The organism is Salinivibrio sp. ML198, from assembly GCF_001996015.1.
In the GTDB taxonomy this organism is placed as follows: Bacteria; Pseudomonadota; Gammaproteobacteria; order Enterobacterales; family Vibrionaceae; genus Salinivibrio; species Salinivibrio siamensis.
Genome location: NZ_MUEZ01000017.1, coordinates 20,601 through 46,945, shown reverse-complemented (window position 1 = coordinate 46,945; position 26,345 = coordinate 20,601). Strand labels below are relative to the sequence as shown.

Genomic DNA, 26,345 nt, shown 5'->3' with positions numbered 1-26,345 from the left:
TGCCTTTTTTGATCACGATTTACCACCAAGAGAGCTCCCTATGTTTGATGGCGTCACGTTAAACCATGAACAACAGCAAGAAGCGGCAGAGCGCATTCATGCACTGATGGCAGAAGGGATGAGCAGTGGCGAGGCCATTATGCACGTTGCTAATGAAATCAGAGCGCAAGCGGCGCAGGCATCTTCGTCTGAAGAGTGAGACAAGCTGCAAACAAATCGCCTTTTTATTTACAATTCCGCCAATCCCTGATTTATTTAAAGGAGATCAGTAAAAGGAGTGTCGGATGAGCAATCGGCTTGAAAAGGCGCGCGAGTGGGCGAGGGTGCGGCACGCACTGCAACGTTATGGTGCCCAGCCTTATCGTTGTCACCTTGATCATGTTGAGCGCATTGCCGCGCCCTTTGGTGAGCAAGCACGCATTGTGGCGCAATTGCATGACATTTTGGAAGATACCGCCACACGTGTTGACGAGATCTCAGCACTTTTCGGCCCAACGGTTGCCAGGGCGGTCATGCTCGTGACGGATCCCCGACGGCCAAGCCGGGAAGAGAGAAAGCGCGCATTGAACCAGCGTTTGATCGCGCTCGATCCGAGCGATGAAGCTGCGTGGCTAGCATTAGTGGTAAAAACCTGTGACCGTTTAGCCAATGTGATTGCCAGTAGTGAGCACAGTCCGCCGCGTTTTTTACAATATCAACGCGAGCATGGAGGCTTCCGGGTCGCGGTGTATCGGCCAGGGTTATGTGATCACCTCTGGCGTGAGCTTGATGGCTTGATTGATGCCGGCCAACAAGCAGACCGGCACCCAGATCATCAACTGCACGCATCCATTTCTTGACTCAGGCTAAGCTCGACACGCTTTTCTCTTCAATTCCCAAGACTATCAATCAGATATCGAGGTCATAAATTGTCGGAATCGGTTGACGTTTGTGCTGCGTGGCTTGGTAAACCTGTATGATTTTCTCCTTAACTGCGTTATCGACAGGCTTGCCCTCAAGAAAATCATCTATTTGCTCATAGGTCAGCTGTAGCGCATCTTCATCCGCTTTTTGCGGTGATAAGTCCTCTAAATCAGCGGTGGGCGTTTTATGCACCAAGATGTCTGGCGCCCCCAATGTGGCCGCGAGTTGACGAACCTGGCGCTTGCTTAAACCAAAGAGCGGCGCAAGATCACACGCACCATCGCCGAACTTGGTATAAAAACCCGTGATGTTCTCAGCTGAATGATCGGTACCGATGACCAGCCCTTGGGTTAATCCTGCTATTTCATACTGTGCCACCATTCTTGCGCGTGCTTTGACATTGCCTTTAGCAAAATCAATATGGCTATCATTATCGGGCAGTAGGCCAACGGTAGATACCGCGTCTAAAACCGATTGGTGGTTACCATCGACACCCGGCTTAACGTTTACTGTGACGGTTTTACTCGGCTTAATAAAAGACAGTGCGAGTTGCGCTTCGTCTTCGTCTTTTTGTTCGCCATAGGGCAACCTAACCGCAATGAATTGATAGTGGTCGTTGCTTACTTCTTGGTTAAGCTCTTCAACGGCTAACTGTGCCAGTCGTCCACATGTCGACGAATCGACACCACCACTGATACCTAACACGAGGCTACGTGTCCCTGAACGTTGCAACATGGTTTTGATAAAAGCGATGCGACGACGGATCTCTGTCTCAGGATCGATATTCGGTTGAACGCACATGGCTTCGCGGATCTGGTGTTCCATCTTATGTTCCTCTCAATCACTCTGGCATACGATGTAAATGAAGACGCTATGGGGTTATTGTGCATGATCTCTGTTGGCTTGGGTATAGCGCGAGTGAATCTCCTCACGTTGATGGTGACAGGTTAGGCTTTTGGTCAGATTCATGGCATCATCTCGCGTAATCCCTAAACGCGAGAATGACTTGGCGAAGAGCGTATAATGACAGAGCAAATAGCCGTATTTGGCAGTGCATTTAATCCACCCACTCAAGGTCACGCGTCTGTTTTGGCGCAATTGTGTCATTTTGACAAGGTGCTGCTAGTGCCAAGTTATAAACACGCATGGGGCAAAATGATGGCACCTTACGAGACACGATGCGGGTGGGTACAGGCATTGATTAATGATTTGCGCTTACCGAATCTACACGTGTGTCAGCGAGAGGCGTCGTTAGGGCAAAAAGGTGACGCTGTCACGACATACATGCTGCTTTCCGCGTTACAGCGCGATTACCCTGATGCAGCACTCACGTTCGTCGTTGGCCCTGATAATTTGCTCAAATTTGGCCAATTTGCGCATAGTGCGCAAATACTCTCTCGCTGGTCAGTCTTAGGGATGCCTGAGACGGTGGTGGTGCGTAGTACACATATTCGTGAACGACTGGCGCAAGGCTTACCGATTGATGATCTCACCACACCCAGTATCGCAGCACAGCTGAACGAGACGGTCTTTTGTCGCTAACGGCCTATCGGTGCGTTTTCAAGAACACGCGCGTTTAGCGTTCAAACACACAGGCATAGCGGGTATACAGGGTGTCAGCGTCGGCTGTGGAGAGTCCGGCCGACTCAGCCGCGCGCTGCGGTGTTTTACCGGACTTTATCGCCGCTCTGAGTTGTCGAACGGTAAAATACTCTTGCAGTTGTGCAATGGTTAGCTGGGTGAGTGCTTGTAATTGGTAGTGTTGCGCTGCGCTCACCGGTGGCTGACCTGTTTGGGCGCACGCCGCACAATCTGCCAGCGCTTGCGTGGGCGTATCGAGTTGTTGCGTCGGAGCCAGATGCATGATTTGGTCAAGCAGCACGGCTTGAATGTGATGCGATTGCTGTGCCGTTAATACGGGTGCTGTCGGCGTGCCAAGTTCTATCAAGCCAGCGGTCAGTAATGGAGGCAAAACAACATGCCCCACGCGCTCAGGGAGAGGGTGTTGTGTGCGTGGTGATACGGCCAATTGGTGTAAACGGGTATCGGGCGTGATGGTCAGTGCGTGAAGGCACTCAAAAGGTAGCCAGAACCCCTGACCGGTATAGACAGGGATATCTGTTTTTCCTAAGCGAACAAGCACCAAACCGTCCTCAACATAAAGCAGGTTCGCTGTGTAGCGACGTTTTCGAGGGGTGAATATCAATGAGGGTGTGTGATAAAGAGTGTATTCGCTCGTGTTCTTCATAACCGTGTCTCGATGTAATAAGGCGGCAATGGTGAGCACTTTTGTTGGCGAGGTCAAGTCAAGGACGGCAAGTGGAACTCTTAACCCGCTTGAAGGTCTGACCTCCAACCTGTGTAAAATTTCGGTGGGTTCACTTTGAATCCTTTGTTGACTGCGTAGAATGGCGCGGTTTTTACTCGATATAATGGAAGAAAGTGCAGACAGTTAACGATCCCTATCAAGAGATTCGTCCTTATCACGACGACGAAGTTCCCAGTGCGATTCAGCGCCTCATCCAAGATGATGAGTTCATTAATGCGATCTTGTCTTATCGCTATCCACATGCGTCTGGCCCACTTGGTTGGCTTTTAAAGCCAGCGCTGAAACTGTATCTAACCAAAAAGTGGAACAACATCAAAACAGTGCAGGATGTTCAACTGCATGTTGCCAGTTACATGCGCAAGATGATTAAAACAACGTGCGACAAAGTCACGGTTTCAGGCATAGAAAAGTTGGATCCGAATAAAGCGTACCTCTTTGTCTCGAATCACCGAGATATTGCCATGGATCCCGCGTTAGTAAACTGGTGCTTGCATCAGCAAGGGCTTGATACCGTGAGGATTGCCATTGGTGATAACTTATTGCGTAAGCCGTGTGCGACCGAGCTGATGAAGCTCAATAAAAGTTTTATCGTCAAACGCTCTGCCAAAGCACCACGTGAAATGATGAAGTCGCTATCACAGCTTTCTGCCTATTTACGCTTATCGCTGGATGAGGGGCAATCTATCTGGATTGCTCAGCGTGAGGGGCGGGCAAAGACCGGTCAAGATGTCACGGATCCGGCGATCTTAAAAATGTTCTTTATGGAAGGGCGAAAACGTAAGCAAGCGTTTGATGCCTACATGGAGGCACTGAATGTGGTGCCTGTGGCTATCTCTTATCAAAATGACCCGTGTGATGTGGACAAAGCGACTGAATTAGATGCGGTCAATCGCCTTGGCGCCTACGAAAAAAGCGAGTTTGAAGACATTCAAACCATTGTGAAAGGGATTGTCGGAGATAAACGGCATGTGCACGTGGCGTTTGGTGAACCTGTGACGTTGTCACAAGACACGCCCGAGTCAATGGCCGCGAAAATTGATGCGCAAATCCACCAGTTATACCGTTTATACCCCGCAAATTATATTGCCGCTGGGGTAGAACATGACAGTGTCACGCCAGCAGAGCAGCGCTTATATGAGCAAAAGCTTGCTCAGGCTCCCGACGCGGCACGTGATTACTTGCGCCAAATGTACGCAAACCCGGTACTCAACCAATCAAAGACGATGCCAACCTCCAATACGCCGACCAGCGGTCTCACTGCTGAGCAGCGATAAGTGACGGCGTCACAATTAAGGGCGATCCCAAGTCGGGGGATCGCCAATTTCTTGCAGCATAAAGTCGACAAACTCTCTCACTTTGGGCGCGAGATGCTTGCGTCTTGGGTAAACAATGTAAATGGGTAACTCAAGACAAGGCTTCCATTCAGGAATGAGCTCAATAAGCTCGCCTTTTTCTATTTCCTCGTTGATAAGGTAAGTAGCTAAATAGGCAATGCCAAGTCCCGCCTTTACCGCCTCTAGCACAGCGGGCGCGTTATTTATTGTGTACTGTCCGCTAACATGCACCACTTGCTCTATGCCCGCTTTTACAAACGGCCATTTATCATAGCGGCGTTCACGGCTTTGATAGGTAATGCAATCGTGCTGACGCAAATCACCCAGTTGTTGTGGTGTGCCTCTCGCTTCTAGGTAGCTGGGTGCCGCGACCAGTTTAAATTGGCAATCAGCCAGCTTTCGCGCCACCATGCCTTCAGGAGGATGTTCATGGATCGCGACCCAGCAATCATAGCCTTCCTCGACGAGGTTAGGGCGGTGGTCAAAAAGGTTAATGTTAAGATTAAGCGCGGGATAAGCTTGGCGGAATTTAGCGAAGTGGCGCGTCATTAATGTATTGCCAAACGACTGTGCGACCCCAATTTTTAGTTTTCCTGTCACTTCATTCCGATAGCCTGCCACCATTGCCTCAGCTTCATCCAACGTGGCGATCAGTTGGCTACCGTATTCTGCATATCTGTTGCCTACTTCGGTAAGCGATACGGAACGCGTGTTGCGCTGCACCAACTGCACACCGAGCCGATCCTCTAAATAGCGAACTTGTTTACTGACCTGGGACTTAGAAATTCCTAGTTTTTCTGCTGCGCGAGTAAAGTGCTGCTCTTGCGCAACAGCCGCTAGCACAACGATTTGTTGAAGGTAATCGAGCATTCTACGCACATCCATTTCATCAATAGGGTGAGACTACCACATAACGTCGGCTGTCAGGAATGTGTGTGACAATGTCACGCATTATGTTCGTCTGGGGTGGTCATCTATGCTGCCTCGAATCTATTTTATTAAATGCGAATATGTTGTGACATCGACACTTCTATGAGAGCACGACTTTTTGCCTTTGTAAGCGAGAGATGATCACCTTACCTTCATTATCACGATAATCATTACAACATACAAAATATTGTTTTATATGTAAAAATAATGACTGTTTCTCTGAGTAGACACTTAACTTTTAGAGTTGTAAGCACTCACTCTTGTTTGTGTTGTAAAATTACATATCACGATTATACGGCGCTACGCCTTGTTTATCTATTAATTTAATCGATTCATTTAATCGAAATGTCTTGTTTTTATTCATTGTTCTATTCGCATACACTCTTAGCAGGAGGTGAGCAATGATTGAGTTGATCAAACAGTTTTTTTTGTTGGGCTGTATGTCCTTTGGTGGGCCCGCCGCCCATGTGGGTTATTTTGAGCGGGTTTTTGTCAAAAATAAGCGATGGTTAAGCGAAGAAACATTTGCTTCGGGTCTGGCAATCAGTCAGTTTTTACCCGGTCCGGGAAGTAGCCAGTTAGGCATGTATATTGGCTATCAGCGTGCAGGGTACCTGGGGGCGTTCGGCGCATTTGTGGCGTTTACCTTACCTTCCTTTGCCTTATTGACAGCAGTGGCGGTACTAAACAGTGGCGCGCAGGCAGCAGACTGGGTGGCAACGATCATCAGTGCGGCGAAGTTATTGGCGGTGGTGGTCGTCATTGATGCGACGGTGTCGATGGGTAAAAAGTTTGTCAGCTCGTGGGTGACTGCCGCTGTCGCAGTTATAACGGCATTGTGGTTGTTACTGACGCCTTCAGGCGTGTTGTACCAAATTCTGCCCATTTTGGTCGCCGGCATGGTTGGCGCAATAGGGTTTGCAAAACCGCAGCAGAGCCACACTGCCGTGTCTATTGCGTGGCGTCGTAGTGCCATTATTATTGGCCTGTTTTTATTATTGCTAACGGTGCCTTGGTTGTTTAACCAGACACTTTGGGTACAAGTGTTTAATCTTTTCTATCAGGCAGGGAGCTTTGTGTTTGGTGGTGGCCATGTCGTGCTACCTTTACTTGAGCCCATAGTTGGTGACGTTGTCACAGATTCTGCGTTGATTGAAGGGTATGCGGCGGCACAGCTTGTGCCTGGCCCTATGTTCACGATGGCGAGCTACCTTGGTGCCAGTATTGATGGCTTGTCACCGCTTTGGGGCAGTATTATTGCCACTATCGCGATTTTCTTGCCTGGCGCGTTGCTGATGTTTGGTGTTTTACCTATCTGGGAGGCGGTGAAAACGCAGCCTCGTTTAGCCGGTGCGATCAGCCTCATTAATGCCAGTGTCGTGGGGTTACTCGCTGCCGCGCTTTACCAACCTGTATGGGTGTCTGCCTATACGCAACCCCTTGATTTATTGCCGATAGCGCTAGGTTTAATGGCACTTATCAAGTGGCGTGTTTCAGTGTTTTGGTTGCTCCTATTGATGATGGTGTATCAGTTTACTCTCGCGTAATACGCGCCGAATTTTGTAGCCCTGCCATGTTCTGGGCTACATTTTGGCATTATAATGCACTATAACTTTAGTGGTTGTTCGAAAAAAGCTCAGTCACATCTGTCAATGTAACTAAGCTTTATTCATCAATTGGTGAGGATCAGGCTTGGAACTGCCAGGGTTGGCGACTGCCCGTATCAGAGGCTGTTTGTGCCAGCTCAATGGCATAGATAACTTTGCTGGCGGAGATAGGGCAAACAGGCGAGGGTTGGTCATTTGTAATTGCCTGAGCTAACCCGTCGAATAGTCGATGGTATTGGCCATCTTCTAAGGTCAAGGGATCAGGTGTGACGCTGTCACCAATCTCTAGCATTCCCTGATACGCTTGTTCTCCGAAACCGGAGACGGTGACCATTAAACCGGCGCGTAGTTGATCCTCTTGGATATCTAAACCAAACGTACTAAAGGTCGCTTTTTCACCATGAACAACAAAACGCTCTGTGGTCCCAGATCGATAGGGGCTTGAGGAGAGAACCACCTCTTTGTCTGGGTAATGCAGGGTGACTTGAAAGTAATCTGTCGTCTCACTGCCTGGGCGGAGTGCGCGGCAACTGGCCGAAACCGCATTCGGATCCCCTAATAAGTGCAGTGCTTGGTCAATTAAATGTGAGCCCAAATCATACAAGATACCAGCGCCTTCACCTGGTTGCTCACGCCACCGTTGACGAACCTCTGGGCGGTAGCGATTAAAGCTAGAGTGCATGACTTTGATGTCACCGAGCTCGCCTGCAAGATGTAAGCCTTTCAGAGTGAGAAAATCACCATCCCAGCGGCGGTTATGGTAGGGGCACAATACTAAGCCTTTCTGTTTAGCCAGCGCGGCCAGCTCAAGGCCATCACGACTATTGGTGACAAAAGGCTTTTCCACTAAGACATGACAACCGGCTTCTAATGCTTGTTTAACATGTTGGTAGTGGAGATGGTTGGGCGTGGTGATCACCACCAAATCCGGGGCTTGTTGTGCTAATAAGGTGCTGAGATCATCAAAGCAGGCCGCTTTAGGTAACCGTTGTGCAACCTGATCGGGTTTACTGGACACGACAGCTGAGATAGCAAACTCAGAGATTGCGCTCAGAAAAGGAACATGAAATGTATTGGCAGAAAAGCCAAAACCCACCAAAGCTGTTTTTATCATAAAGCTCACTCGCATTGACGACGTATTATCAGCACTTTATCGGACATCGACATGCCAATCAATCCAAGCGAGATGAGGAGTGATAACGCGTCGCTGTTAAATGCGCTAAGGCATACAAAAGGGCGAAATCAGAAGAATGCTTTAGATCGTTGATATGGTTGCGAGGTTTGGTCAACCCAAGACGAAAAAATGTCGCGAGCTGTGTAAGGTTATCGGTCTCATTGTGGACAAAATTAAACATTAGGTCCACAATGAGAGTGTGCAAACATGAAATGGTGAATGATATGACAGCAGCACAAGCACTAAAAGCGGCAGACAAGAAGAGAATGGCTCAGGTCGGCTTCAAGGCTGCTGTAAACATAATGGAAGGATGGGGATGTACCGGAGCAGACATGCAACGAATTCTTCGCATACCAAGGTCTACGTTCCAAAAGTATAAGGCTAACCCAGACACGATATCTATGGATGATGATCAGCTTGAGCGTTTAAGCTACATCGCAAACATCCACGGTAGTCTTCGAATCATCTTCGATAACCAAGAGAACGTTCAGGGGTTCATGTCTATGGAGAACAAAAACGCTTACTTTGAAGGGCGGACTCCTTTATCTATTATTAGTAGCGGCAAGTTTGCTGACCTCTACGAAGTGTTCTGTCGTGTCGACGCGTTACGTTCAGGTCAGTGGGGATAAAATGCTGAATGCTCGAGAAAATCAAGCGGTAGGATATAGGCTTATTCCGTCTAAGTACCCGACGATTGACTTGTTTGATGATGTCCTCAACCCTGAGGACTTTGAGGTGATGTATCAACTGCAAGCATTGACGAATCCACGTATTCGCGATGAAGTGGGCGATGTATCCCTGATTAAGCCGGAAGAAATCCCGTACCACTGTGAGCGTGGGCGTAGCTATGCTGTCGCTGCCTTTACTCACATTAATCGTGATGGTTCACGTTTCGCTGATGGCAGCTTTGGAATGCTGTATATCGGCGACACCGAACAAACCGCTTTAAAGGAAGTCATGTATCACCAGCGCAAGTATTGGACTGATGTTAATGGGCTTCATTATGATCGCTTGGTGTTTAGGGCGCTTCGTTTCACATTTGATGACGATAAAGTGATTGATGTATGCGATAAGCCAATGACCGATCCAATCTACGACCTTATTGATTACTCCGCGGCACAGACGCTTGGTCGTCAGGTTCGGCAAGATGATACATTAACAGGGATCCGCTACAACTCAGTACGAAATGAAAAAGGGAGCTGTTGGGCGATGTCTACGCCACAAGTTGTTAGCGACGTCATACAATGCTTCCATGCAGAAATGATTTGGAACGGAAAAGAAATCAGTCAGGTCGAGAAGATTTACTCAATGGCGTAATCGACGCGATTGTATGTTAACAAACAAACCCTCAGTACGCATTATGTATGTTATGTTAAATAAAGTATTTAACAGGTGAATATTGGCATTGATAAGACAAGCGCCTTGACTCCTCACCTCCATTTTTCTCCCTCTTGAGTATTCTGACGCGACGATTCAACATAAGTGCCCATTTACCATAAAATAGCTAATCACCACTTTCTTTAATCAACTAAGTTCAAATGCTCCGCTTGACCTAAGCTGCTCCAAGCGCGCGGTGATGAGCCAAACAGATCTGCGTTATCTTATACTTTTACCGCATTGAAGCGTCAGCTCGTCAAAGTCATCGATCACTTTAATCATGTTGGGTGGCGTATCACGCCATCGCCAAAATACGATATTTTTCATCTCTCGGGTGGCGCCACGCGCAAAACTGGGCACAATAATGGCGTTGACCTTTGCACTGATAAGCTGTTTCGATAAGTGCCAACTATCGGGAGCTTGGCTCTGGGTCACTTGATCTAACCAAGCACAGCTTAGCGTCGAGGGCTTGATGCCACAGTTTAGCAGCACTGTCTCATCGGTCAGGTCGAGTACATTGTCACAGTCGATATCATACTGACATATTGTCAAAGGCAGAGCTTTAAAACGAAACCCCTGCTGAGCCTCTACCCATGCACCCGATTGAGACAATGAGGTGTACAGAGCGGCAACGCCTTTGGGGTTAAAGCGTCCACCATTGCGTCTTGCTCCTTCCCCACTGTTAGGCGCGTATGACCAGCGAGGGTTATGGCCACGAAATACCGCACCTTCAAAGCGAAATAGGTATTCCTGTAGCTTTTCTTTACGCATAACCGCCTTCGCTCGTATGGTTAAGGTAGGCTCTCAGCGCGTCCATTCGATCGTGTTTAACCAGTTGCTCTGCGGTTAATCCGCCAAACTCTGGTAATCCTTCGCTCCGATACCATGCGTAGGCATGAAATTCATTCCCCGTCCACGGAAGGATTCGGTTGATCACTTCAGTGCAGTTACGCAGTTGTTGCTGTGCCTTGATCGTTGAGTATCGCTCTGTGCGGCTTAACGTGGAATAAGGTAATCCAGACAAAGACGCGATTTCTTTCAAATTGGTATGGAAGAACGCGGCCATTTTGCTTGGTTCGACGATACCTTCTGCGTTCATGACTGCATCTAAAATGGATTGGTTCATTTCGCTCACCATGTCAACAATATTTGACTTATATACATCCAATATGATTGTCAGTATGGTTATTGTCAAGGCGAGTATGCGCTTTGCTTAACGTGCCAATCATGGCACGTGTAGGGCGACGGATTGTGAAAAGTCATCTTATCGGCGAATTCCACCTGTTAACCTTTTTAGTCTGCAGAAGGTTTGCTAAAGTCTCGCTAGTTCTAAACTGATTCGTTACATAAGGATAACCATGAAAGCGCACATTTGGGCTTGTTTGCTCGTGGCGTTGGCAAGCTTCAGTGTTATTGCTGAAGATGAAAACGATGTCAAGCATACCAAAGCGGCGAAAGAGCCGACGTCGTATGCTGAGCAAAGTATCTACGATAAGCCGTTGATGGAAAGATACGTTTTGGATGAAATCCGAAACTTAAGAACAGATTTCCAGGCGCTAGAAAAGCGAATGGTGACGGAAATTACCGATCGTGAGCTGGACGTAGCGGATAAGTCATTGAACTATGCCAACGTGACGGTGACCTACTTCTTTTATTTGATAGCCGGTGCGGCCTCATTGATTGCATTGGTTGGTTGGCAGTCGTTGCGCGATATAAAAACCAATACCAAAGAGTTGGCCGATCAACAACTGTCAGAGATTGCAGAGCAATATGAACGCAAGTTCCAAGCCTTGGAGCGGGACTTGAAGCGTAAAACACGCATTATTGCAGAAAACAATAAAGAGATTGAGCGTATCAACGAGATCCATAACTTATGGCTACGCGCTCAACACTCGCAGACGCCTGAGCAGCGGATGGAAATTTACAATGAAATCCTGAAAATCCGCCCTGGAGACCTCGAGGCGCTCACCCATAAGGCGGATGCGGCAATGGAAATGGGCGAATACCATTGGGCGCTTAGCATCAGTAACCGCGTACTGGAAGTGGATGAACGTAATGCCAACGCCCTCTTCCAGCGTGCGTGCGCCTATGCGCGATTGGGGGCTGAAGATCAGGCAGTGTCTGACTTAGAGCTGGCGGTTGCAGAAAGTGCGTCGCTGCGCGAAGCCGCCCGTGAAGAAGCGGACTTTGAATCATTGCATGGTAATGAGCGCTTTGATGCCTTGATTGATGCTGAAGGCCAAGTTTAAATAAGGCGGAATACAAAAAGGCAGCGTGGGCTGCCTTTTTTACTTCTATTAGGATGTGGTTTTTAACACCTAGCCACCTGCCAGTTTCACCGTATGGCCTTTCTTTTCTAGATGCGCCTTGAGGGTATCACGCTTGTCCCCTTGGATTTCAATGACGCCCTCTTTGACTGCGCCACCACACCCGCACACTTTTTTAAGCTCGGCGGCCAGCAGTTTCAGCGCGCCATCATCAAGATCCAACCCGGTTACCAGGCTGACGCCTTTGCCTTTGCGCCCTTTTGTTTGTCGCTGAATACGAACGATGCCATCACCTTTAGGTCGGCTTGGCTTTTCTGGCTCGGCTTTAATTCTGCCCGTTTCGGTCGAGTAAACTAAATGATTATTGTCAGACATAACTCTGTCTCGTTGAAGCGTTTGACCTCACTATATCAAAGCTGAATCAACTTAGCAGCCAGTGACAGAATGAGCAACTCGGTGACTATCCGTGTTAAGCACGGAGTTGCTCTGCATTTTTATCAATAAATTGTTTGAGCGCAGGCAGCGAGCCTTTCATCAAATTACCACGCACAATCATATACCAGCCTTTGCTGTCTTTATCAGGGTTATCATTCATGATACGAAAGCCCTTGTATTCCTCGACTTGGCGCGTTCCGGTGCCGTCTACATCTTCCTCCTCGAGATCCGCAGGATCAACCAAAGTACTGGTGTCCGCCCACCATTCAATTGATTTCTTCACCGCTTGTAGGCTGCCTGATATCACCTTTCCACCTAACCTAGCGCGGTATTCTTCTGTAATGTCTCCGCTGCCCTCGGTTTTCTCAATCGCATACCCGCGATGAAAAAGGCGTCGAGTCATGGCTCTCTCCTTTCGCGAACAATAATCCGATACCTATGTATGCAATGGATTACGAACATTCTTCATTTTTAGACTATTATCACGTGTTGTTCGAGCAATTTCATCAAGCCTAAGCCGCTGATAGACCGAGTAATAGGCAAATTGAGATATGTTTCAAACAATTTGCACTGATGTCTGATATATTAGTGCTAGCAATAAAAAGTTATAGTGCATTATGAAGAAATTATTACCATTAGACCCAAGTGACATTGAAGCAAGTCAAACTCGCTTTAACACTGGAGCATTAAGCATTGAAGAATGGTCGTCCATCACACAAAACGCCTACAGCAAAAACTCGCTATTGAGTTATCGCAACGACTGGCGCGTTTTCGTTGCTTTCTGTCAAGAACAAAACGTGACGCCCCTTCCTTGTGCCGTCACCACACTGCGACGTTTTGCTGAAATAACGGCGAACCAGCGCAAAATTTCTGCAGTGCGTCGAATGGTTATCACCGTCGGTTTGGTGCACAAGCTTCACCAATTCAAAGACCCGAGCAAGCATCGAGAAGTGAAGTACGCAATGACTCGCCTTCTGCAAGAGAAATTACCGGAAAGCCGCGAAGCCACACCTTTTCAAGCCTATCACTTAGCTAGCTTAAATCAGCAGCTTGCAAACTCTAAGCGCCTAAAGGATATTCGAGACCGCTTGGTTTGGTCGCTTTGTTATGAAGGATTATTAAAGCGAAGTGAATTAGCCGCCCTGTCGGTGGAGGACCTTGTCACCGCTGAAGGCCAAGCATTCATTTTGGTGAAAGAGCAACGCGTGCCGCTGTCTGAATCAGCCGCAACGCTGCTCATGGACTGGCTCGAAAAAACAGGGATCAGCCAAGGTCCCCTACTGCGTCGAATCAACAAACATGGTCACCTAGGAGAAGCGCCTCTCGACCCTTCCTCTATCTATCGCGTGTTCCGCCGAGCCAGTACACTTTTAGACGAGTCGGTCACTTTCTCTGGCCAGTCACCGCGTGTGGGAGCGAGCCGATCGCTGGCGAAACAGGGAATGTCCATTAAACAAATTCAGTATATGGGACGTTGGAAAAGCCCAGCCATGCCAGCGCAATATGTCGGTAACACGGTAGCCAGTGAGCAAGCCAAGTCGCGTTACCGACGCAAAAAGCTCACCGATTAATCAATTAACCCGTCGGCCCGTGGCCGTGCTAATACAGGATGCCAAATATTCATGGAATGCCAAGCCATGGTGCTCCATCAGTTTGGGGAACATAGAAATAGGTGTCATGCCGGGAAATGTATTAATCTCGTTAACTAAGATTTCGTTGTCTTCCGTTAAGAAGAAATCGATACGCGACATATCTTTTAAACGTAGTTGCTTGAATGCTTGATATGCGTATGAACGAATTGCCTCGACCTGCTCTTCGGTCAGATCTTCTGCCTCAATATAGGTATTACTGTGGCTACCCTCGCTATACTTTTCTTCGTAAGTGTAAAAGCTCCCTTCAGGGCAACGGATTTCCCCTGGCCGTGTCACGATTATTTCATCGCCCACTTGAAACGCCGCCACTTCTAATTCCCGCGGCTTGATGGCTTTTTCGATCAATACTTGGTCCGAGAAGGTGAATGCATCGGCAATCCGCGCTTGTAGCTGCGCTGCATCCGTTACGTGGTAACAACCCACACTGGAGCCTTGGCTCGCCGCTTTCACAAACACCGCCTGATGGTCGGCTAAAAACGCGGAGGCACGTGCTTGACTCTGCTCGCCTTGGTCGGTGATAAACACATAGGGAGTATTGGGGATGCCCAGTGCATCAAACCATAGCTTTGACGTTATTTTATTAAAACAAATCTGGCTGCCTTCCGCGTCACACCCCAAATAAGGAAGGCCAGTGATCGTCAGTAATGACTGAATATCGCCTGTTTCGCCCGGGAAGCCATGAAGGCAAGGCACGACATAGTGAATTTGCGTGTGTTCTACTTTACTGCACAGGTTGCCATCTGTATCGAGGTGACAGCGCATGCCATCATCAAGGCGCCACCCGTCTTGGGTCATTTCAACTTTGTGCACCTTAATGCGCGGTAATTTAGCCAATTGTGATTCAATATACTGAGCAGACACGAGGGAAATATCATGTTCTGCTCCGCCGCCGCCGCATAACAAAAGCAGGTTGAGTTTGGTCATTTTCTTCTCTCATCACGCGTCGAAACGCGCTATTCGGACATTAACGCCATAGTAGACAAATGCCGTTTCGCTTTCATCTATCAGAGACGTTTTATTGGTTGATTAGAGCCCATTTGCTGCAGGTTTGTTCAATCTGTGCTGCCAATGCGTCTCCACAATACAGGGATAAACGCCACGCAACAAAAAAGCTGGCATTCGCCAGCTCTTTTCAACCACACCAATTTGCGAATTAATTTACACGGATCATCTCAGGTGTTGAAGACCGTTTTATTTTACTAATATCGCGTACAAAAGGACCATATTGCTGAATCGTTTGTGGCAGCGCTTTAATCGCACGCTTGGCCGCATCACGGCTTGGGTACTCACCATACAACAAGGTGTACCAAGGCAAACCATCTACCATTTTTTTGTTGCTCCATAATGGCTGGTCGCTCGGAAGCCGTTTGGCATAATCACTGAACCCTCTATCATGGCTAAGGGCAACGACTTGGATGGTATACCCAGCGCCTTGCGTCGCTGATTTCACCGTTTGCTTTTTCGGTGCCGGCTTCGGCTCAGGCTTGGCCGTGTTCATCATTGGCTCGGCGTCTGCCGTTTGCGCGGTATCGCGCTTGTCAGTTGATTCAATTGTCTGACTGTAGATTTCAGTGGTAACGCCACCGCTACTGCACCCAGTTAGCAGTATCGCGATGGCCAGTAAGCCCAATTTTTTCATTGTGATTCTGTCAGTTATCCAAGTTTGCTTCATTGTGCCCCCGACCCAGTAGCCATTCAACCAAAAGTTATCCTCTTGCACGAGGTTTCCGGCTACAGCTCACAGATAGTCATGTTAAACGTCGTTTTTTAGTCTATCTCACGGTTCACTTTCTGCCATGCCGAGATCACATTGCGTTAAAAAAAACCGTTGAATTCAAGCGCGAACCGATAAACTGGCTTGTGAACACGCTTGCGCCATTGCGCACCACAAGCAAGCACTCGTCAAACCAACGGAGGGCATCATGGCCGGTATCGATCAACTCCTCAAGCCAAAGTCCATCGCGGTGGTGGGCGCCTCTGATCACAGTGGTCGTGCAGGCTACGTTGTTACACGCAATTTGCAATCCGGCGGCTTCCAAGGCCCTATCATGCCCGTGACACCCAAATACCAAGCGGTCGCCGGTATCTTGGCCTACAAAACAGTGGCAGATCTCCCCTTGGTACCTGATTTGGCCATCCTCTGTACGCGTGGCGAGATCACGCCTCCTCTTATTGAGCAGCTTGGCGAGCGCGGAGTAAAGCTCGTGATTGTGCTAGCAGCGGGAATGCGGGGGCAATTAAATGCTGAGGGGGTAAGTCAGTACGACGCGATGCAACAGATCGCGGCGAAATATACCATGCGGGTGCTCGGTCCCAATAGCCTTGGCATGATCTTACCTTGGCTCAATCTCAATGCGTCGTTTGCGCCAGTACCCGCCAATAAAGGCAATATTGCCTTTGTGTCTCAATCAGCCGCCGTTTGTACCACCATCTTAGATTGGGCGCGGAACAAACGCATCGGCTTTTCCACCTTTATCTCGCTCGGTGAAGCGAGCGATATCGACTTCCCAGAGTTACTCGATTTTCTTTGTCGCGACAGTAAAACCGACGCCATTTTGCTGTATGTCGACTCTATACGCGACGCGCGCCGATTTATATCAGCTGCTCGTGCCGCTGCCCGTGATCGACGAATTCTCGTGCTTAAAAGTGGCCGCACACGAGGTGGCTCTGTCGCACTCGAGCAGCTCAGTCATACCAACATTGGCTTAGATGCCGCTTATGATGCGGCTATTCGCCGCTCTGGGATGCTACGTGTCAACAATACCCACGAGCTTTTTGCCGCTGTTGAAACGCTTTCTCACTCGGTACCACTTCGCGGAGAACGCCTTGCGATTATTACCAATGGGGGTGGGCCGGCGGTGATGGCCGTCGATACGCTCATGGATGCCGGTGGCAAACTGGCCACGCTCAGCGAGCAGACGCTCGACGCATTGCACCAGGTCCTTCCCAAAAGTTGGTCGCAAACTAACCCCATTGACATTGTTGGTGACGCCGACATGCAAAGATATCAAGCGGTGATTGATATCGTACTAAACAGTGACGATGCCGATGCCGTGCTCATCATGCACTCTCCTTCTGTCACGGCACCAGGACTAGCGACCGCTAAGGCCATAATCCATTCACTCAAAGAAAACCCGCGCGCGCGTCGATTCAATATTCTGACCAACTGGCAAGGCGAAGGCGATGATGCCACGGTCGCGCGTCTCGCTTTTACCCACGCCGGGTTCCCGACCTATCGCACACCCGAAAGCGCCGTCACCGCCTACATGCACCTTGTAGAATACAGGCGCAATCAAAAGCAATTAATGGAAACGCCCACCTCAACCGGGAGTATGGACTACGACTTGCCCGCCGCTCGCGCCTTTATCGATCAAGCAGAAGATATCGAGCATTTGACCTTAACCACCCATGAAGTCCGTCCCTTGCTCGAAGCCTATGGCATGCAAGTGATATCGACATGGCTCGCCACCGATTCCGTCGAGGCGGCACAAATTGCCGAGCAAGTCGGCTATCCTGTGGCGGTAAAACTCCGCTCCCCAGATATTCGCCATAAATCCGATGTACAAGGCGTGATGCTCAATCTACGCACCGGCGCCGAAGTCGCAAATGCCGCCCAAGCAATTGTTGATCGCGTCGCGGTCACGTTCCCAGAGGCTCGAATTCAAGGCTTACTTGTTCAATCCATGGCTTCCCGCGCTGGCGCGCAAGAATTGCGGGTCACCATCAGCAACGATCCCGTATTTGGTACCATTATTCTGCTGGGTGAGGGAGGCTCGGATTGGGATGTGACCAAAGATGCCGCCGTTGCGATCCCGCCATTAAACATGGCATTGGCACGTTATCTGGTCATTGGCGCGATAAAGAGCGGCAAAATCAAACAACGTGGTTTTCCGATCTCCATTGATATTGCCAGTTTGTGTCGCTTTTTAGTGACCCTGTCACAGATGATCATTGATTGCCCCGAAATTGATGAACTCGATATTCATCCTTTATTGGTGTCTGGCAATGAGCTGACTATTTTGGATGCATCCCTACGATTGCGCGATTACGCAGGTAGTCAACAAAAGCGGTTAGCGATACGCCCCTATCCGAAAGAGCTTGAGCAGTCTATCCAGCTCAAAAACGGGCAGACCATTCTGCTGCGCCCCATCCTCCCCGAAGACGAGCCGACGCACAAAGCCTTCGTAGAAAAAGTGTCCGAAGAAGATTTGTATCGTCGATTTTTTTCTGACGTCGGCGAGCTCAACCATGAAGCGCTCGCTAATTTAACCCAAATTGATTATGACCGTGAAATGGCACTCGTGGCTACTTGTCATCTTGCGTCTGGCGAAGAAGAGATTTGGGGGGTAGCACGCTTGCTGGCTGACCCACAAAATACCGACGCTGAGTTTGCCGTGCTCGTGCGCTCCGACCTAAAAGGAGTGGGGTTAGGTCGCGTGCTCATGCAAGCCATCATCGATTATGGTCGTCAAGCGGGGTTGTCGCGGATCACCGGGATGACCATGCCCAATAACCGTGGGATGATCGCATTGGCACAAAAATGTGGTTTTAGTATTGATGTGCAAATGGAAGATGGCATTGTCGATATGCAACTGTCTTTGCACCCAAACCCGCCGATTAACGATTAAGAGCGTCTCGGCGGTCTTCGACTGTGTTCGTACGCCGTGCGATCGGACTCACTGATCGCGGCTAAAGACGAGCGAGCGTCCCCCTATTTCATCGACTTGTCAGCAATAGGCATATCCCCAGCTTGTAAGTAGGGTTCAAGTAGCTTGGGAAGCTGGCGTACTAACCATGACTTAGCATTGCCCATTCGGTTGCGTTTCCACGCCAGCCCGAGCGTTAACTCGAATGGCTCTCCGCCTTTTAAACGTTTCAAACGACCCGTATTAAGGTCATCTTGTATCCAGAACCAAGGTAAGGTACCGATCCCTTGTCCGTTTAAGATGGCTGCGTACTTATCGTGCATTGAGCTGACAGTAAGCCGTGGTTGGTCTTCTAACACATTGAAGGTTTTAGGTTGCATACCTCGCGCGGTATCCGCCACCGCCACCCCGCGATATTTGGCTCGTACATCAGGCTCTACGGGACGCGCTTCTTTGTGAATAGGATGGTCGGGCGCTGCCACCCAGTAGGCACTCATATCGCCCAAAGGCTGAACTTTGATGCCCTGCGGCACTGTGTCGGGAATGGGTGCCACCAACACATCGGTGCGGTCTTGAGCCAGCGCTTCCCAACATCCTGCCAATATTTGTTCCGACAGCTTAAGGCGTGTATTACTTTTTTTCGCCAAGCGCTCAATCAAGGGAAAAAAGAAATGGCTTTTAAATAACCCGTCATACGCTAAGCAAATTTCTAATTCCCAACCATGCGCCAGAGAAGCGGCGTCGGCCACCATTTCATCTGCTGCGTTCAACAGCATGCGCCCGCGTTCAACTAATAAATACCCGGCATCGGTGAAGGTTGCACGATGCCCTGAACGGTCAAAGATGACTAAACCGAGCTCGTCTTCCAACTTCTGAACCTGATAGCTCAGCGATGATGGCGCACGATTCAATGATTCAGCTGCCGCGGCAAAACTTCCTTTTCTCTCAATGGCATCAAGCACTTGCAAAGCTTCAAATGATAGCATGACGGTCTCTTAGTCGTTGCCCATTAGGGGCGAGATAACTCATGTTAAACACTATATCAGGGTTTGGCTCACCGCCATATCGCAAATCTGGCGCTAACATGCGCTCGCTTAAATGCAATAAATCAGGCATATAGCACAAAACCATCACGGGTTTGGTTTCCTTTTTAGTGAAGGTGTCATACTGTAAAACAGAGGTGACGATGAGACTAGACCGAATTGAAATAGCAGGCTTTCGTGGTATCAATCGCCTGTCACTGCAAGTAGATGAACTGACCGTTTTAATCGGCGAAAACGCATGGGGAAAATCGTCTCTGCTTGATGCGCTAGAAATTGCATTGCACCCAAGTGGCGATAAACCCCAGTTTAAACGGTCGGACTTTCACGTTGACCATGTCTTAGGTGTCTTGCCTGAACAACAGTTTCAAATCATCCTTCGCTGGCAAGAGAGCTTTCCCGGTGAGCATAAAGCGCGCCGCTATCGTCGTTTTAAACACGTTTGGAATGGGAGCAACGCGGGGTGTCGAACCCTTGATTATTGCTTAAGCGCCACCATCCAAGAAAGTAAAGTCGCGGTACGGAGAGAGTTTTTATCCTCACAAGGCGATATTATTGAGCAAGCAGACAGCGACGCGCTCGCCAGCCACCTAATGCAAATTCACCCAGTCGTTCGTGTGCGTGATGCCAGACGCATGCGCGTGCCAGGGCAAGCAGTGACAAAAGATAACACCCGCCTTGAGCAGCGGTTAGACAACACCTATCGCCGCCTGTTGATGATGCCCGGCCATGTGAATAAAGGCGAGATAAAAAGTGGCCTGCATGCCATGCGTCAATTGCTCGATCACTATTTTGCCGCCTACGAGCATGACCGCGATCCTTATCCCATTCATGCCCCGGGCGCATTAGCCATCACTCATAACCAAATGCACCCGCTCGAAGCGGTGGCCGCCAATACCTCTAATCAAAGTCGGCTCGTGCTCATGGGCTTATTGAGTGCATTTGTCCGGGCGCGCGGGCCAAAACAGCTCAAACGTAATGCGCGGCCAGTGATGTTATTTGAAGATCCAGAAGGGCGACTTCATCCAACCTTACTGAATCAAGCGTGGCGCTTGATTCAGTTGATGCCGATGCAAAAGTTGCTCACCACAAACAGCGGTGACTTGCTCGCGGGCGTACAACTGGATCATATTCGCCGACTGGTGCGACACCCCACTGAAACGCATAGCCACCAAGTACCGCCTCACCTTCTTAGCAAAGACGAGCGCCGCCGCGTGACCTTCCATGTCCGTTTTCACCGACCCAGTGCGCTATTTGCACGCTGCTGGTTGCTGGTGGAAGGAGAAACGGAGATATGGCTGTTTAACGAGCTAGCGCGATTGCAAGGTTATGACTTAGCTGCAGAGGGTGTACACCTTATCGAGTTTGCCCAAAGTGGATTACGCCCGCTTATCAAGGCTGCAAAAGCATTAGGTATTGAATGGCATTTGGTGGCGGATGGTGATATGGCTGGTAAGAAGTATGCTGCGACGGCGCGCGGGCAAATAGAGCATCAACCAGAGGGCGCGCGTTTAACCGTACTGCCTGATAGAGATATTGAGCACTACTTGTACAACAACGGTTATGAGCCTTTGTTTCGCGACATGGCCGGCGTCACCAGTCAACAGCCCCACATGAATGACAAACGTATTATCGCCAAAGCCTTAAAACGCTATGCCAAGCCTGACGCCGCGTTGGCGATCATCGCCTATACCGAGAATGAGTTAAAAGCCCCCATTCCCAAGCTGCTGCGCTGGATTATTCAACGCGCAATCGGTTTGGCCAGAGGTGTTGGTTAACGCCTCTGACTCGTCCTATTCGCGAACTATTGCTCCACCCGCTCAAAAAACAGCGTGACTTTGCCTACTTCAATCCCCCACTTGCGCATTGAGGTAACGTTAAAAAGGCGATCTTGGTCTTGCCGAAACATCCAGTCATCAAAGTGAAGCTGATATTCGCTATCGCCGACGGGAACCACTAAATCATAACGCCAATTTAGCGCATTGCCAGCCACAACACCTGTTGCTGTCCCGACGATATCGCCCGCCGTCCCCGTGTAAGTGCCATCAGAGTGACGTTTAATCGTCCAAACCCGGGTTTGCGTTTCGCCATCTGCATACACAAAGGATTCATCCAGTGTCAGTGTGTCGCCTTCTACCACACCGTCGATATCGACAACGAAGCGTCGGGTTTGCTCGCCGGTAAAATCTTGTACCATGCCCCACGCTTTTGTTTGTCCTTCAAAGTACTCAAACAAGTTAAAGTCTGGTTTGCGCCCTTGATAGTCTTCAATATCGGCAGAGCACGCCGCCAATAGCACAGCACTCACCAATACCGTCAGAATTTTGCCTATCGTCTGCGTCACTTTTCTCATGGCGTTTCTCCTAATAATGCTCGACGATGATCTGGATAGTCAGTGTCTTCTGATAACCAGATTGCGAGAAAGGCATCTGCCAACTCGATGTCCTTGACCGTCAAGGTCTCTTCCCAGTCTTTCCCTTTTGGCTGAGCGTAAAAAACGCCCTTTTGCGCGTGGCGAACAAACGCAAGACGATCGCCCTCTGTTATCTCTCCCCATGCGTTGTCCAGCGCTTGTTGCCAACGCGTTCGTTGTGCTTCCGAAAAGCCCAAGTGCTCCCATTGATCGTTTGTTGCTTTCATCAGTCGTTGGTCACTGATATCGCGCGCGTAGGTAATCACTAAAGCATGAGGCGTTTGCGCTTGATAACGCCCGGTCGGTGAGCGCAGTGATGACTGATATATCGTCCACCAGCCCCAAGTTAGCGTCGCTTCGCCAACTTGGGGCCAGCTTTGCCATGTCATTGAAGACGAGGTCGCCCCCATGGTGGCGTAAGGCGTTGCGAGCGCGAGCATTAATACAAGGTGTTTCACCCACTTATTCATGGCTCTCTCCTTGTCGCGGCAGAACGGACATCTAACTGGTGTTGCAGCCATTGCATCAGATTAATCAGGATGATGCTGTAGACTAACCAAGTGCCAATCAGCACCGCGCCAGTGACCCATATGGACTCTGGGAAGCTTAAAACCCCTAAACGCTCTCCTGCCCAGTAACTGCTTGCGCCACCCAAACTGCCCAGCGCCGCCATAAACCAAAATGCGCGTGCGAGGATAAGCTCACGCATTAACCACGCAAAGCTGCAAAACCCTAGCCAGAGTAATAGTAGCCACAGCGGCATCACAACGTACTCGGCCTCAACAGCCAACCACTGTGTGTGGAGTAATAAGCTATCTCCAATCAACCCAACGGGCGTAAGCACGGCAATGGCCCACATCACGCTGCGGTCATAAAGGATCGCGCCCAGTAGCATCGCGACCATTAACCACTGAAAGCTCGGCGGGCCAAGCGCCGCCGAAAACCAGTAAACATTGAACAATAAAGAGATAACGACAAAGCGCACAGATTATGCCTCTCGCCAAGCAGGACGGCTTAGGAGTAGCTGGACCGCACTGATCGTACGTTCCTTAAAGCCGCCCTCACAATAACAAAAGTAATAGCGCCACAAACGTGCAAAACGATCGTCATAGCCGTAATCGCGCAGTACCTCCGTCTGCTGATTGAAGCGTGTGTGCCAATCAGCCAAGGTTTGTGCGTAATCCAAGCCGATGTCTTTTAGATCTCTGATCACAAAATCGGTTTGAGCGGTGAGGTGAGACAACAATACGCTCACTGAGGGTAAAAACCCTCCGGGGAAAATATGCTTTTGAATAAAGTCGACGTTACGGCTGTAATGCTCGTAGCGCTGATCAGCAATGGTGATCGCTTGGATGGCCATTAAACCACTGGGCTTAAGCAATGACTGGCATTGACGGACAAAGGTATCTAGATACTCTTTCCCCACCGCTTCAATCATTTCAATCGAAACCAGTTTATCGTATTCACCGGTCAGATCACGGTAGTCTTTTTGTAGCAACGTGATCCTATCTTCCAGCCCTTCTCGCTCGACACAGGCTTTTGCCCAAGTATATTGCTCTTGTGAAATCGTGGTAGTGGTCACGCGGCAGCCGTAATGCTTAGCCGCGTAGACCGCCATTCCTCCCCAGCCAGTGCCAATCTCGAGCAAATGATCGTTTGAGGTCAGCGCCAGCTGTCGGCACAGCCGGTCCATCTTTTCCACTTGGGCCTGCTCTAGGGTCATTTCTTTGTCAGTGTAAATAGCACTGGAATACAGCATTTGCTCATCAAGAAAATGACGGTACAAGTCGTTGCCGAGGTCATAATGTGCTGCGATATTGCGGCGTGCGGTCTCTTTTTCATTGCGATTGCGCCAGTGAGCCAGCTTGTTCCCTAGTCCCACCAGCCAGCCAGTGTGCTTTTCAATTCTGTCGATAGCAGGAAGGTTGCGAGCAAATACGCGAATAACGTCGGTCAAGTTCGGTGATTCCCACCAACCATCGATGTAAGCCTCGGCCGCCGCAATGCTACCGCCGGTTAAAATCCGGGTGTAAAAACGTGGGTCGTGTACCAGCACGGATGCATGTAATTGTGCCTGAGGATCACCACACTGTAAGGTTTGGCCTTGCTCATCAACCAGAGAAATACACGCTTCATCAACATGTGCTAGCAGGGTATAAACCAACTGTTTAGCGTAGTGCTCTTTACGTGTCAGTGTGCGTTGACTCTGAGGTACGTCCGTTGCAGACATAATTACTCCTTCTTCGCACTCGGGTGCGGATAAAACGGTGCGCCCTTTATCCAAAGTTTGAGCGCTTGCCAATAAATACCAATGACAACTTTTACTGTTTCCATCGGCGTCCGGATCAATAACTTACTCAGTGTTTTTGATGTAAATGGACGTCGCTGCAGTCCAAGTGTGGCGTCGAATTCTTTCTGTTGTCGGTGAGCCTCGAGGTGCAAGTGAACCCGCGTACCTAAAGGGCGAAGACGCCAGTGATAACGTTGCTTAATGGGATTAAACGGTGAAACATGAAACGCTTTGTCATGCTCATACCGCTGACCCGCAGGCACGGCATAATAATGCCGCTCTCCCCACGGGGTATTACTCACTTCGGCTAATAAATAACGCCAGTTATGGGCTTGGTCATAGAGGTAATAAAAGTTGGCCGGACTGAAATACACGCCCAAATAACGTAGCTGGCACAACGCATACACTTTCCCCTCAATGCGCTCGCCCGTCAGTTCCTGAACCTTATCGATGCATGCCGATTTGGTGTCGGCTTGTCCATTCAAATAATCGCGATGATCAAAGGCAGCTAACCCCCACTTACCCAAGCGAAAACCTTTGACCTGTGATGCCAGCAAACTGAGCTCATCAAGATCAATCACAGGCATAAACACTGTGTAATTGAACGTGTGTTTTATCGGGCTAAAACGCCGATGCCGCACTTGCCCGACATACAACCCGCTATTTAGTGCTGAAACCGACTCACTCACGAATTGATCCCCTCCACGACATCAAGCGCACTCCGCACACCATCCTCGTGAAAGCCGTTATACCAATAGGCGCCACAGAACCAGCTGCGTTGCTGGCCATTAACCCGATGGCGCTGCTGCTGTGCGGCAACACTGTCGGTATTAAACACGGGGTGAGCATAGACAAATTGCTTAAGAATTTTACTCGGCTCGATCCTGTCGGTTTGATTTAACGTCACGCAAAATGTCTCAGGCGCCTGAATTGACTGCAATATATTCATATTGTAGGTCAAAGCCGCTGGTTCTGTGTCTATTTTGTCTGACAAAGGTAAATGATAATTCCAACTTGCCCACGCGCCTTGACGCTTAGGCAACAGCGACGTATCAGTGTGAAGCACAACCTCATTGTCTTGATAGGGAATCCCCCCAAGCACCTGTTGTTCCGCTTCACTGGGATCAGCCAGCATGGCCAAGGCTTGGTCACTGTGACACGCAAAAATCACCTGCTCAAACGCCTGCTCACCGGCTTCTGTCGTCACCCACACCGCATCAGGGGTGCGGCGGACCTTTGTCACGGGTGAATTCAGATAGATCTTATCCTCAAAGGCAGGCGTGAGCTTTTTGACGTACTCGCGTGAGCCTCCGGGGATCACATACCATTGCGGCCGATTCGCGATATCCAACAAGCCGTGGTTTTGGAAAAAACGCAAAAAGAACGCCAAGGGGAAGCCACGCATATCTGACAAGGTAGATGACCAGATAGCCGCGCCCATGGGGAGAATATAGTTTTGACAAAAATAATCACTGAACCCATGTTGATTGAGAAAATCGCCCAGGGTATTGAGTGCGCCTTGCCGCTCCGCTTCACCCGTCTCATGTGCGTCGCGCGCGAGGCGATTGAATCGCATGATCTCCGCCAAAAAGCGGTAGAAGCGTACATTGATGACATTACGCTTCTGCGCAAATAACGAGGACAGGCTGTGCCCGTTATACTCCAGTCCATTCGCATCATTGCGAACACTAAAGCTCATCTGAGAAGGTTGGCGACCCACTCCAATTTCATTGAGTAAACGTTCATAATTTGGGTATGTGCGATCGTTAAAAACGATAAACCCGGTATCAATCGCGTACTGTCCACTGGCGACGTCGACATCGACCGTGGCCGTGTGGCCCCCCAAATAATCATTCGCTTCAAACAAGGTGATGTCATGCTGTTTATTGAGATAATGAGCACACGTCAAACCGGCAATGCCTGATCCGATGATGGCAATTTTCATGAT

28 protein-coding genes are annotated in these 26,345 nt (G+C 49.4%); 11 read left to right on the top strand and 17 right to left on the bottom strand.

The annotated features are described in order from the left end of the window. Nucleotides 1–40 precede the first annotated feature (40 nt). Together BZG25_RS12425 and BZG25_RS12420 are read left to right on the top strand one after the other, a co-directional pair. Entirely contained in the window at nt 41–199 is a 159-nt protein-coding gene (locus BZG25_RS12425; protein ID WP_077579155.1) for a YoaH family protein, read from the top strand. Between the two features lie 85 nt (nt 200–284). Then, on the top strand, nt 285–839 hold the full coding sequence (locus BZG25_RS12420; protein WP_046075867.1) for an HD domain-containing protein: 555 nt from the start codon (nt 285–287) through the stop codon (nt 837–839). Nucleotides 840–888: 49 nt separating this feature from the next. Here the strand turns inward: BZG25_RS12420 and nadE are convergent, their stop codons facing one another. Continuing rightward, nucleotides 889–1,728 (bottom strand): ammonia-dependent NAD(+) synthetase, encoded by an 840-nt coding sequence (gene nadE, locus BZG25_RS12415; protein WP_077639153.1) that lies wholly within the window; start codon nt 1,726–1,728, stop codon nt 889–891. 198 nt (nt 1,729–1,926) lie between these two features. Between nadE and BZG25_RS12410 the strand changes: the two genes are divergently transcribed. Beyond that, on the top strand, nt 1,927–2,445 hold the full coding sequence (locus tag BZG25_RS12410; RefSeq protein ID WP_077639152.1) for a nicotinate-nicotinamide nucleotide adenylyltransferase: 519 nt from the start codon (nt 1,927–1,929) through the stop codon (nt 2,443–2,445). Nucleotides 2,446–2,479: 34 nt separating this feature from the next. On the opposite strand, the gene BZG25_RS12405 is transcribed toward BZG25_RS12410, so the two are convergent. Then, entirely contained in the window at nt 2,480–3,151 is a 672-nt protein-coding gene (locus BZG25_RS12405; RefSeq protein ID WP_077639151.1) for a hypothetical protein, read from the bottom strand. Nucleotides 3,152–3,345: 194 nt separating this feature from the next. On the opposite strand from BZG25_RS12405, the gene BZG25_RS12400 reads away from it, so the two are divergent. Beyond that, a complete protein-coding gene (locus tag BZG25_RS12400; protein WP_077639150.1) occupies nt 3,346–4,506 on the top strand; it encodes a 1-acyl-sn-glycerol-3-phosphate acyltransferase in 1,161 nt (386 codons plus the stop codon). 15 nt (nt 4,507–4,521) lie between these two features. On the opposite strand, the gene BZG25_RS12395 is transcribed toward BZG25_RS12400, so the two are convergent. Then, nucleotides 4,522–5,436 carry a LysR family transcriptional regulator gene (locus tag BZG25_RS12395; protein ID WP_046075863.1) on the bottom strand — a complete coding sequence of 305 codons (915 nt, stop codon included), beginning with the start codon at nt 5,434–5,436 and terminating at the stop codon, nt 4,522–4,524. Between the two features lie 461 nt (nt 5,437–5,897). Here BZG25_RS12395 and chrA point away from each other — a divergent pair, with 461 nt between their 5' ends. Continuing rightward, a complete protein-coding gene (chrA, locus tag BZG25_RS12390; RefSeq protein WP_077639149.1) occupies nt 5,898–7,043 on the top strand; it encodes a chromate efflux transporter in 1,146 nt (381 codons plus the stop codon). 139 nt (nt 7,044–7,182) lie between these two features. On the opposite strand, the gene BZG25_RS12385 is transcribed toward chrA, so the two are convergent. After that, on the bottom strand, nt 7,183–8,217 hold the full coding sequence (locus BZG25_RS12385; protein WP_077639148.1) for a Gfo/Idh/MocA family oxidoreductase: 1,035 nt from the start codon (nt 8,215–8,217) through the stop codon (nt 7,183–7,185). A gap of 284 nt (nt 8,218–8,501) precedes the next feature. Between BZG25_RS12385 and BZG25_RS12375 the strand changes: the two genes are divergently transcribed. After that, nucleotides 8,502–8,906, top strand: a complete 405-nt coding sequence (locus BZG25_RS12375) for an antitoxin Xre-like helix-turn-helix domain-containing protein (RefSeq protein ID WP_046076072.1) — start codon at nt 8,502–8,504, stop codon at nt 8,904–8,906. Continuing rightward, nucleotides 8,872–9,594, top strand: a complete 723-nt coding sequence (locus BZG25_RS12370; protein WP_241828718.1) for an RES family NAD+ phosphorylase — start codon at nt 8,872–8,874, stop codon at nt 9,592–9,594. Before BZG25_RS12375 ends, BZG25_RS12370 begins: the two co-directional genes overlap by 35 nt. 279 nt (nt 9,595–9,873) lie before the next feature. Here BZG25_RS12370 and BZG25_RS12365 read toward each other — a convergent pair whose 3' ends face one another. Then, nucleotides 9,874–10,425 (bottom strand): RES family NAD+ phosphorylase, encoded by a 552-nt coding sequence (locus BZG25_RS12365; RefSeq protein WP_077639146.1) that lies wholly within the window; start codon nt 10,423–10,425, stop codon nt 9,874–9,876. After that, nucleotides 10,418–10,780: a hypothetical protein gene (locus tag BZG25_RS12360; protein ID WP_046075841.1), complete on the bottom strand. Its 363-nt coding sequence runs from the start codon at nt 10,778–10,780 to the stop codon at nt 10,418–10,420. The genes BZG25_RS12365 and BZG25_RS12360 overlap by 8 nt, the downstream gene beginning before the upstream one ends. A 232-nt stretch (nt 10,781–11,012) precedes the next feature. Here BZG25_RS12360 and BZG25_RS12355 point away from each other — a divergent pair, with 232 nt between their 5' ends. Then, nucleotides 11,013–11,903: a TPR end-of-group domain-containing protein gene (locus BZG25_RS12355; protein WP_077579138.1), complete on the top strand. Its 891-nt coding sequence runs from the start codon at nt 11,013–11,015 to the stop codon at nt 11,901–11,903. Between the two features lie 69 nt (nt 11,904–11,972). Here the strand turns inward: BZG25_RS12355 and yciH are convergent, their stop codons facing one another. Together yciH and BZG25_RS12345 are read right to left on the bottom strand one after the other, a co-directional pair. Next, nucleotides 11,973–12,296 carry a stress response translation initiation inhibitor YciH gene (yciH, locus tag BZG25_RS12350; RefSeq protein WP_046075840.1) on the bottom strand — a complete coding sequence of 108 codons (324 nt, stop codon included), beginning with the start codon at nt 12,294–12,296 and terminating at the stop codon, nt 11,973–11,975. Nucleotides 12,297–12,390: 94 nt separating this feature from the next. Continuing rightward, nucleotides 12,391–12,759 (bottom strand): DUF3319 domain-containing protein, encoded by a 369-nt coding sequence (locus BZG25_RS12345; protein ID WP_046075839.1) that lies wholly within the window; start codon nt 12,757–12,759, stop codon nt 12,391–12,393. Nucleotides 12,760–12,973: 214 nt separating this feature from the next. On the opposite strand from BZG25_RS12345, the gene BZG25_RS12340 reads away from it, so the two are divergent. Beyond that, complete coding sequence (locus BZG25_RS12340) at nt 12,974–13,927, top strand: tyrosine-type recombinase/integrase (RefSeq protein WP_077639145.1); 954 nt, start codon at nt 12,974–12,976, stop codon at nt 13,925–13,927. On the opposite strand, the gene BZG25_RS12335 is transcribed toward BZG25_RS12340, so the two are convergent. Next, entirely contained in the window at nt 13,928–14,932 is a 1,005-nt protein-coding gene (locus BZG25_RS12335) for a D-alanine--D-alanine ligase (RefSeq protein WP_077639144.1), read from the bottom strand. Between the two features lie 229 nt (nt 14,933–15,161). Continuing rightward, nucleotides 15,162–15,647, bottom strand: a complete 486-nt coding sequence (locus tag BZG25_RS12330) for an SPOR domain-containing protein (RefSeq protein ID WP_198535227.1) — start codon at nt 15,645–15,647, stop codon at nt 15,162–15,164. 283 nt (nt 15,648–15,930) lie between these two features. Between BZG25_RS12330 and BZG25_RS12325 the strand changes: the two genes are divergently transcribed. After that, nucleotides 15,931–18,636, top strand: a complete 2,706-nt coding sequence (locus tag BZG25_RS12325; RefSeq protein WP_077639143.1) for a bifunctional acetate--CoA ligase family protein/GNAT family N-acetyltransferase — start codon at nt 15,931–15,933, stop codon at nt 18,634–18,636. An 83-nt stretch (nt 18,637–18,719) separates the two neighbouring features. Here the strand turns inward: BZG25_RS12325 and BZG25_RS12320 are convergent, their stop codons facing one another. Next, nucleotides 18,720–19,640: a LysR family transcriptional regulator gene (locus BZG25_RS12320; protein WP_046075835.1), complete on the bottom strand. Its 921-nt coding sequence runs from the start codon at nt 19,638–19,640 to the stop codon at nt 18,720–18,722. A gap of 200 nt (nt 19,641–19,840) precedes the next feature. On the opposite strand from BZG25_RS12320, the gene BZG25_RS12315 reads away from it, so the two are divergent. Next, nucleotides 19,841–21,472 carry a DUF2813 domain-containing protein gene (locus BZG25_RS12315; RefSeq protein WP_077579132.1) on the top strand — a complete coding sequence of 544 codons (1,632 nt, stop codon included), beginning with the start codon at nt 19,841–19,843 and terminating at the stop codon, nt 21,470–21,472. Nucleotides 21,473–21,498: 26 nt separating this feature from the next. Here BZG25_RS12315 and BZG25_RS12310 read toward each other — a convergent pair whose 3' ends face one another. From BZG25_RS12310 to BZG25_RS12285, 6 genes are read right to left on the bottom strand one after another with little or no spacing between them, the layout of a single operon-like run. Beyond that, complete coding sequence (locus BZG25_RS12310; RefSeq protein WP_108743044.1) at nt 21,499–22,047, bottom strand: DUF3833 domain-containing protein; 549 nt, start codon at nt 22,045–22,047, stop codon at nt 21,499–21,501. Further along, nucleotides 22,044–22,577 carry a hypothetical protein gene (locus BZG25_RS12305; RefSeq protein ID WP_077579131.1) on the bottom strand — a complete coding sequence of 178 codons (534 nt, stop codon included), beginning with the start codon at nt 22,575–22,577 and terminating at the stop codon, nt 22,044–22,046. The genes BZG25_RS12310 and BZG25_RS12305 overlap by 4 nt, the downstream gene beginning before the upstream one ends. Continuing rightward, on the bottom strand, nt 22,574–23,092 hold the full coding sequence (locus BZG25_RS12300; RefSeq protein ID WP_077579130.1) for a DUF2878 family protein: 519 nt from the start codon (nt 23,090–23,092) through the stop codon (nt 22,574–22,576). Before BZG25_RS12300 ends, BZG25_RS12305 begins: the two co-directional genes overlap by 4 nt. Nucleotides 23,093–23,095: 3 nt before the next feature. Beyond that, a complete protein-coding gene (locus tag BZG25_RS12295) occupies nt 23,096–24,337 on the bottom strand; it encodes a cyclopropane-fatty-acyl-phospholipid synthase family protein (RefSeq protein WP_077579129.1) in 1,242 nt (413 codons plus the stop codon). Nucleotides 24,338–24,339: 2 nt separating this feature from the next. Next, complete coding sequence (locus tag BZG25_RS12290) at nt 24,340–25,086, bottom strand: DUF1365 domain-containing protein (RefSeq protein ID WP_077579128.1); 747 nt, start codon at nt 25,084–25,086, stop codon at nt 24,340–24,342. Continuing rightward, nucleotides 25,083–26,342, bottom strand: coding sequence for an NAD(P)/FAD-dependent oxidoreductase (locus tag BZG25_RS12285; protein WP_077579127.1), 1,260 nt, complete (start codon nt 26,340–26,342; stop codon nt 25,083–25,085). Before BZG25_RS12285 ends, BZG25_RS12290 begins: the two co-directional genes overlap by 4 nt. Nucleotides 26,343–26,345 lie beyond the last annotated feature (3 nt).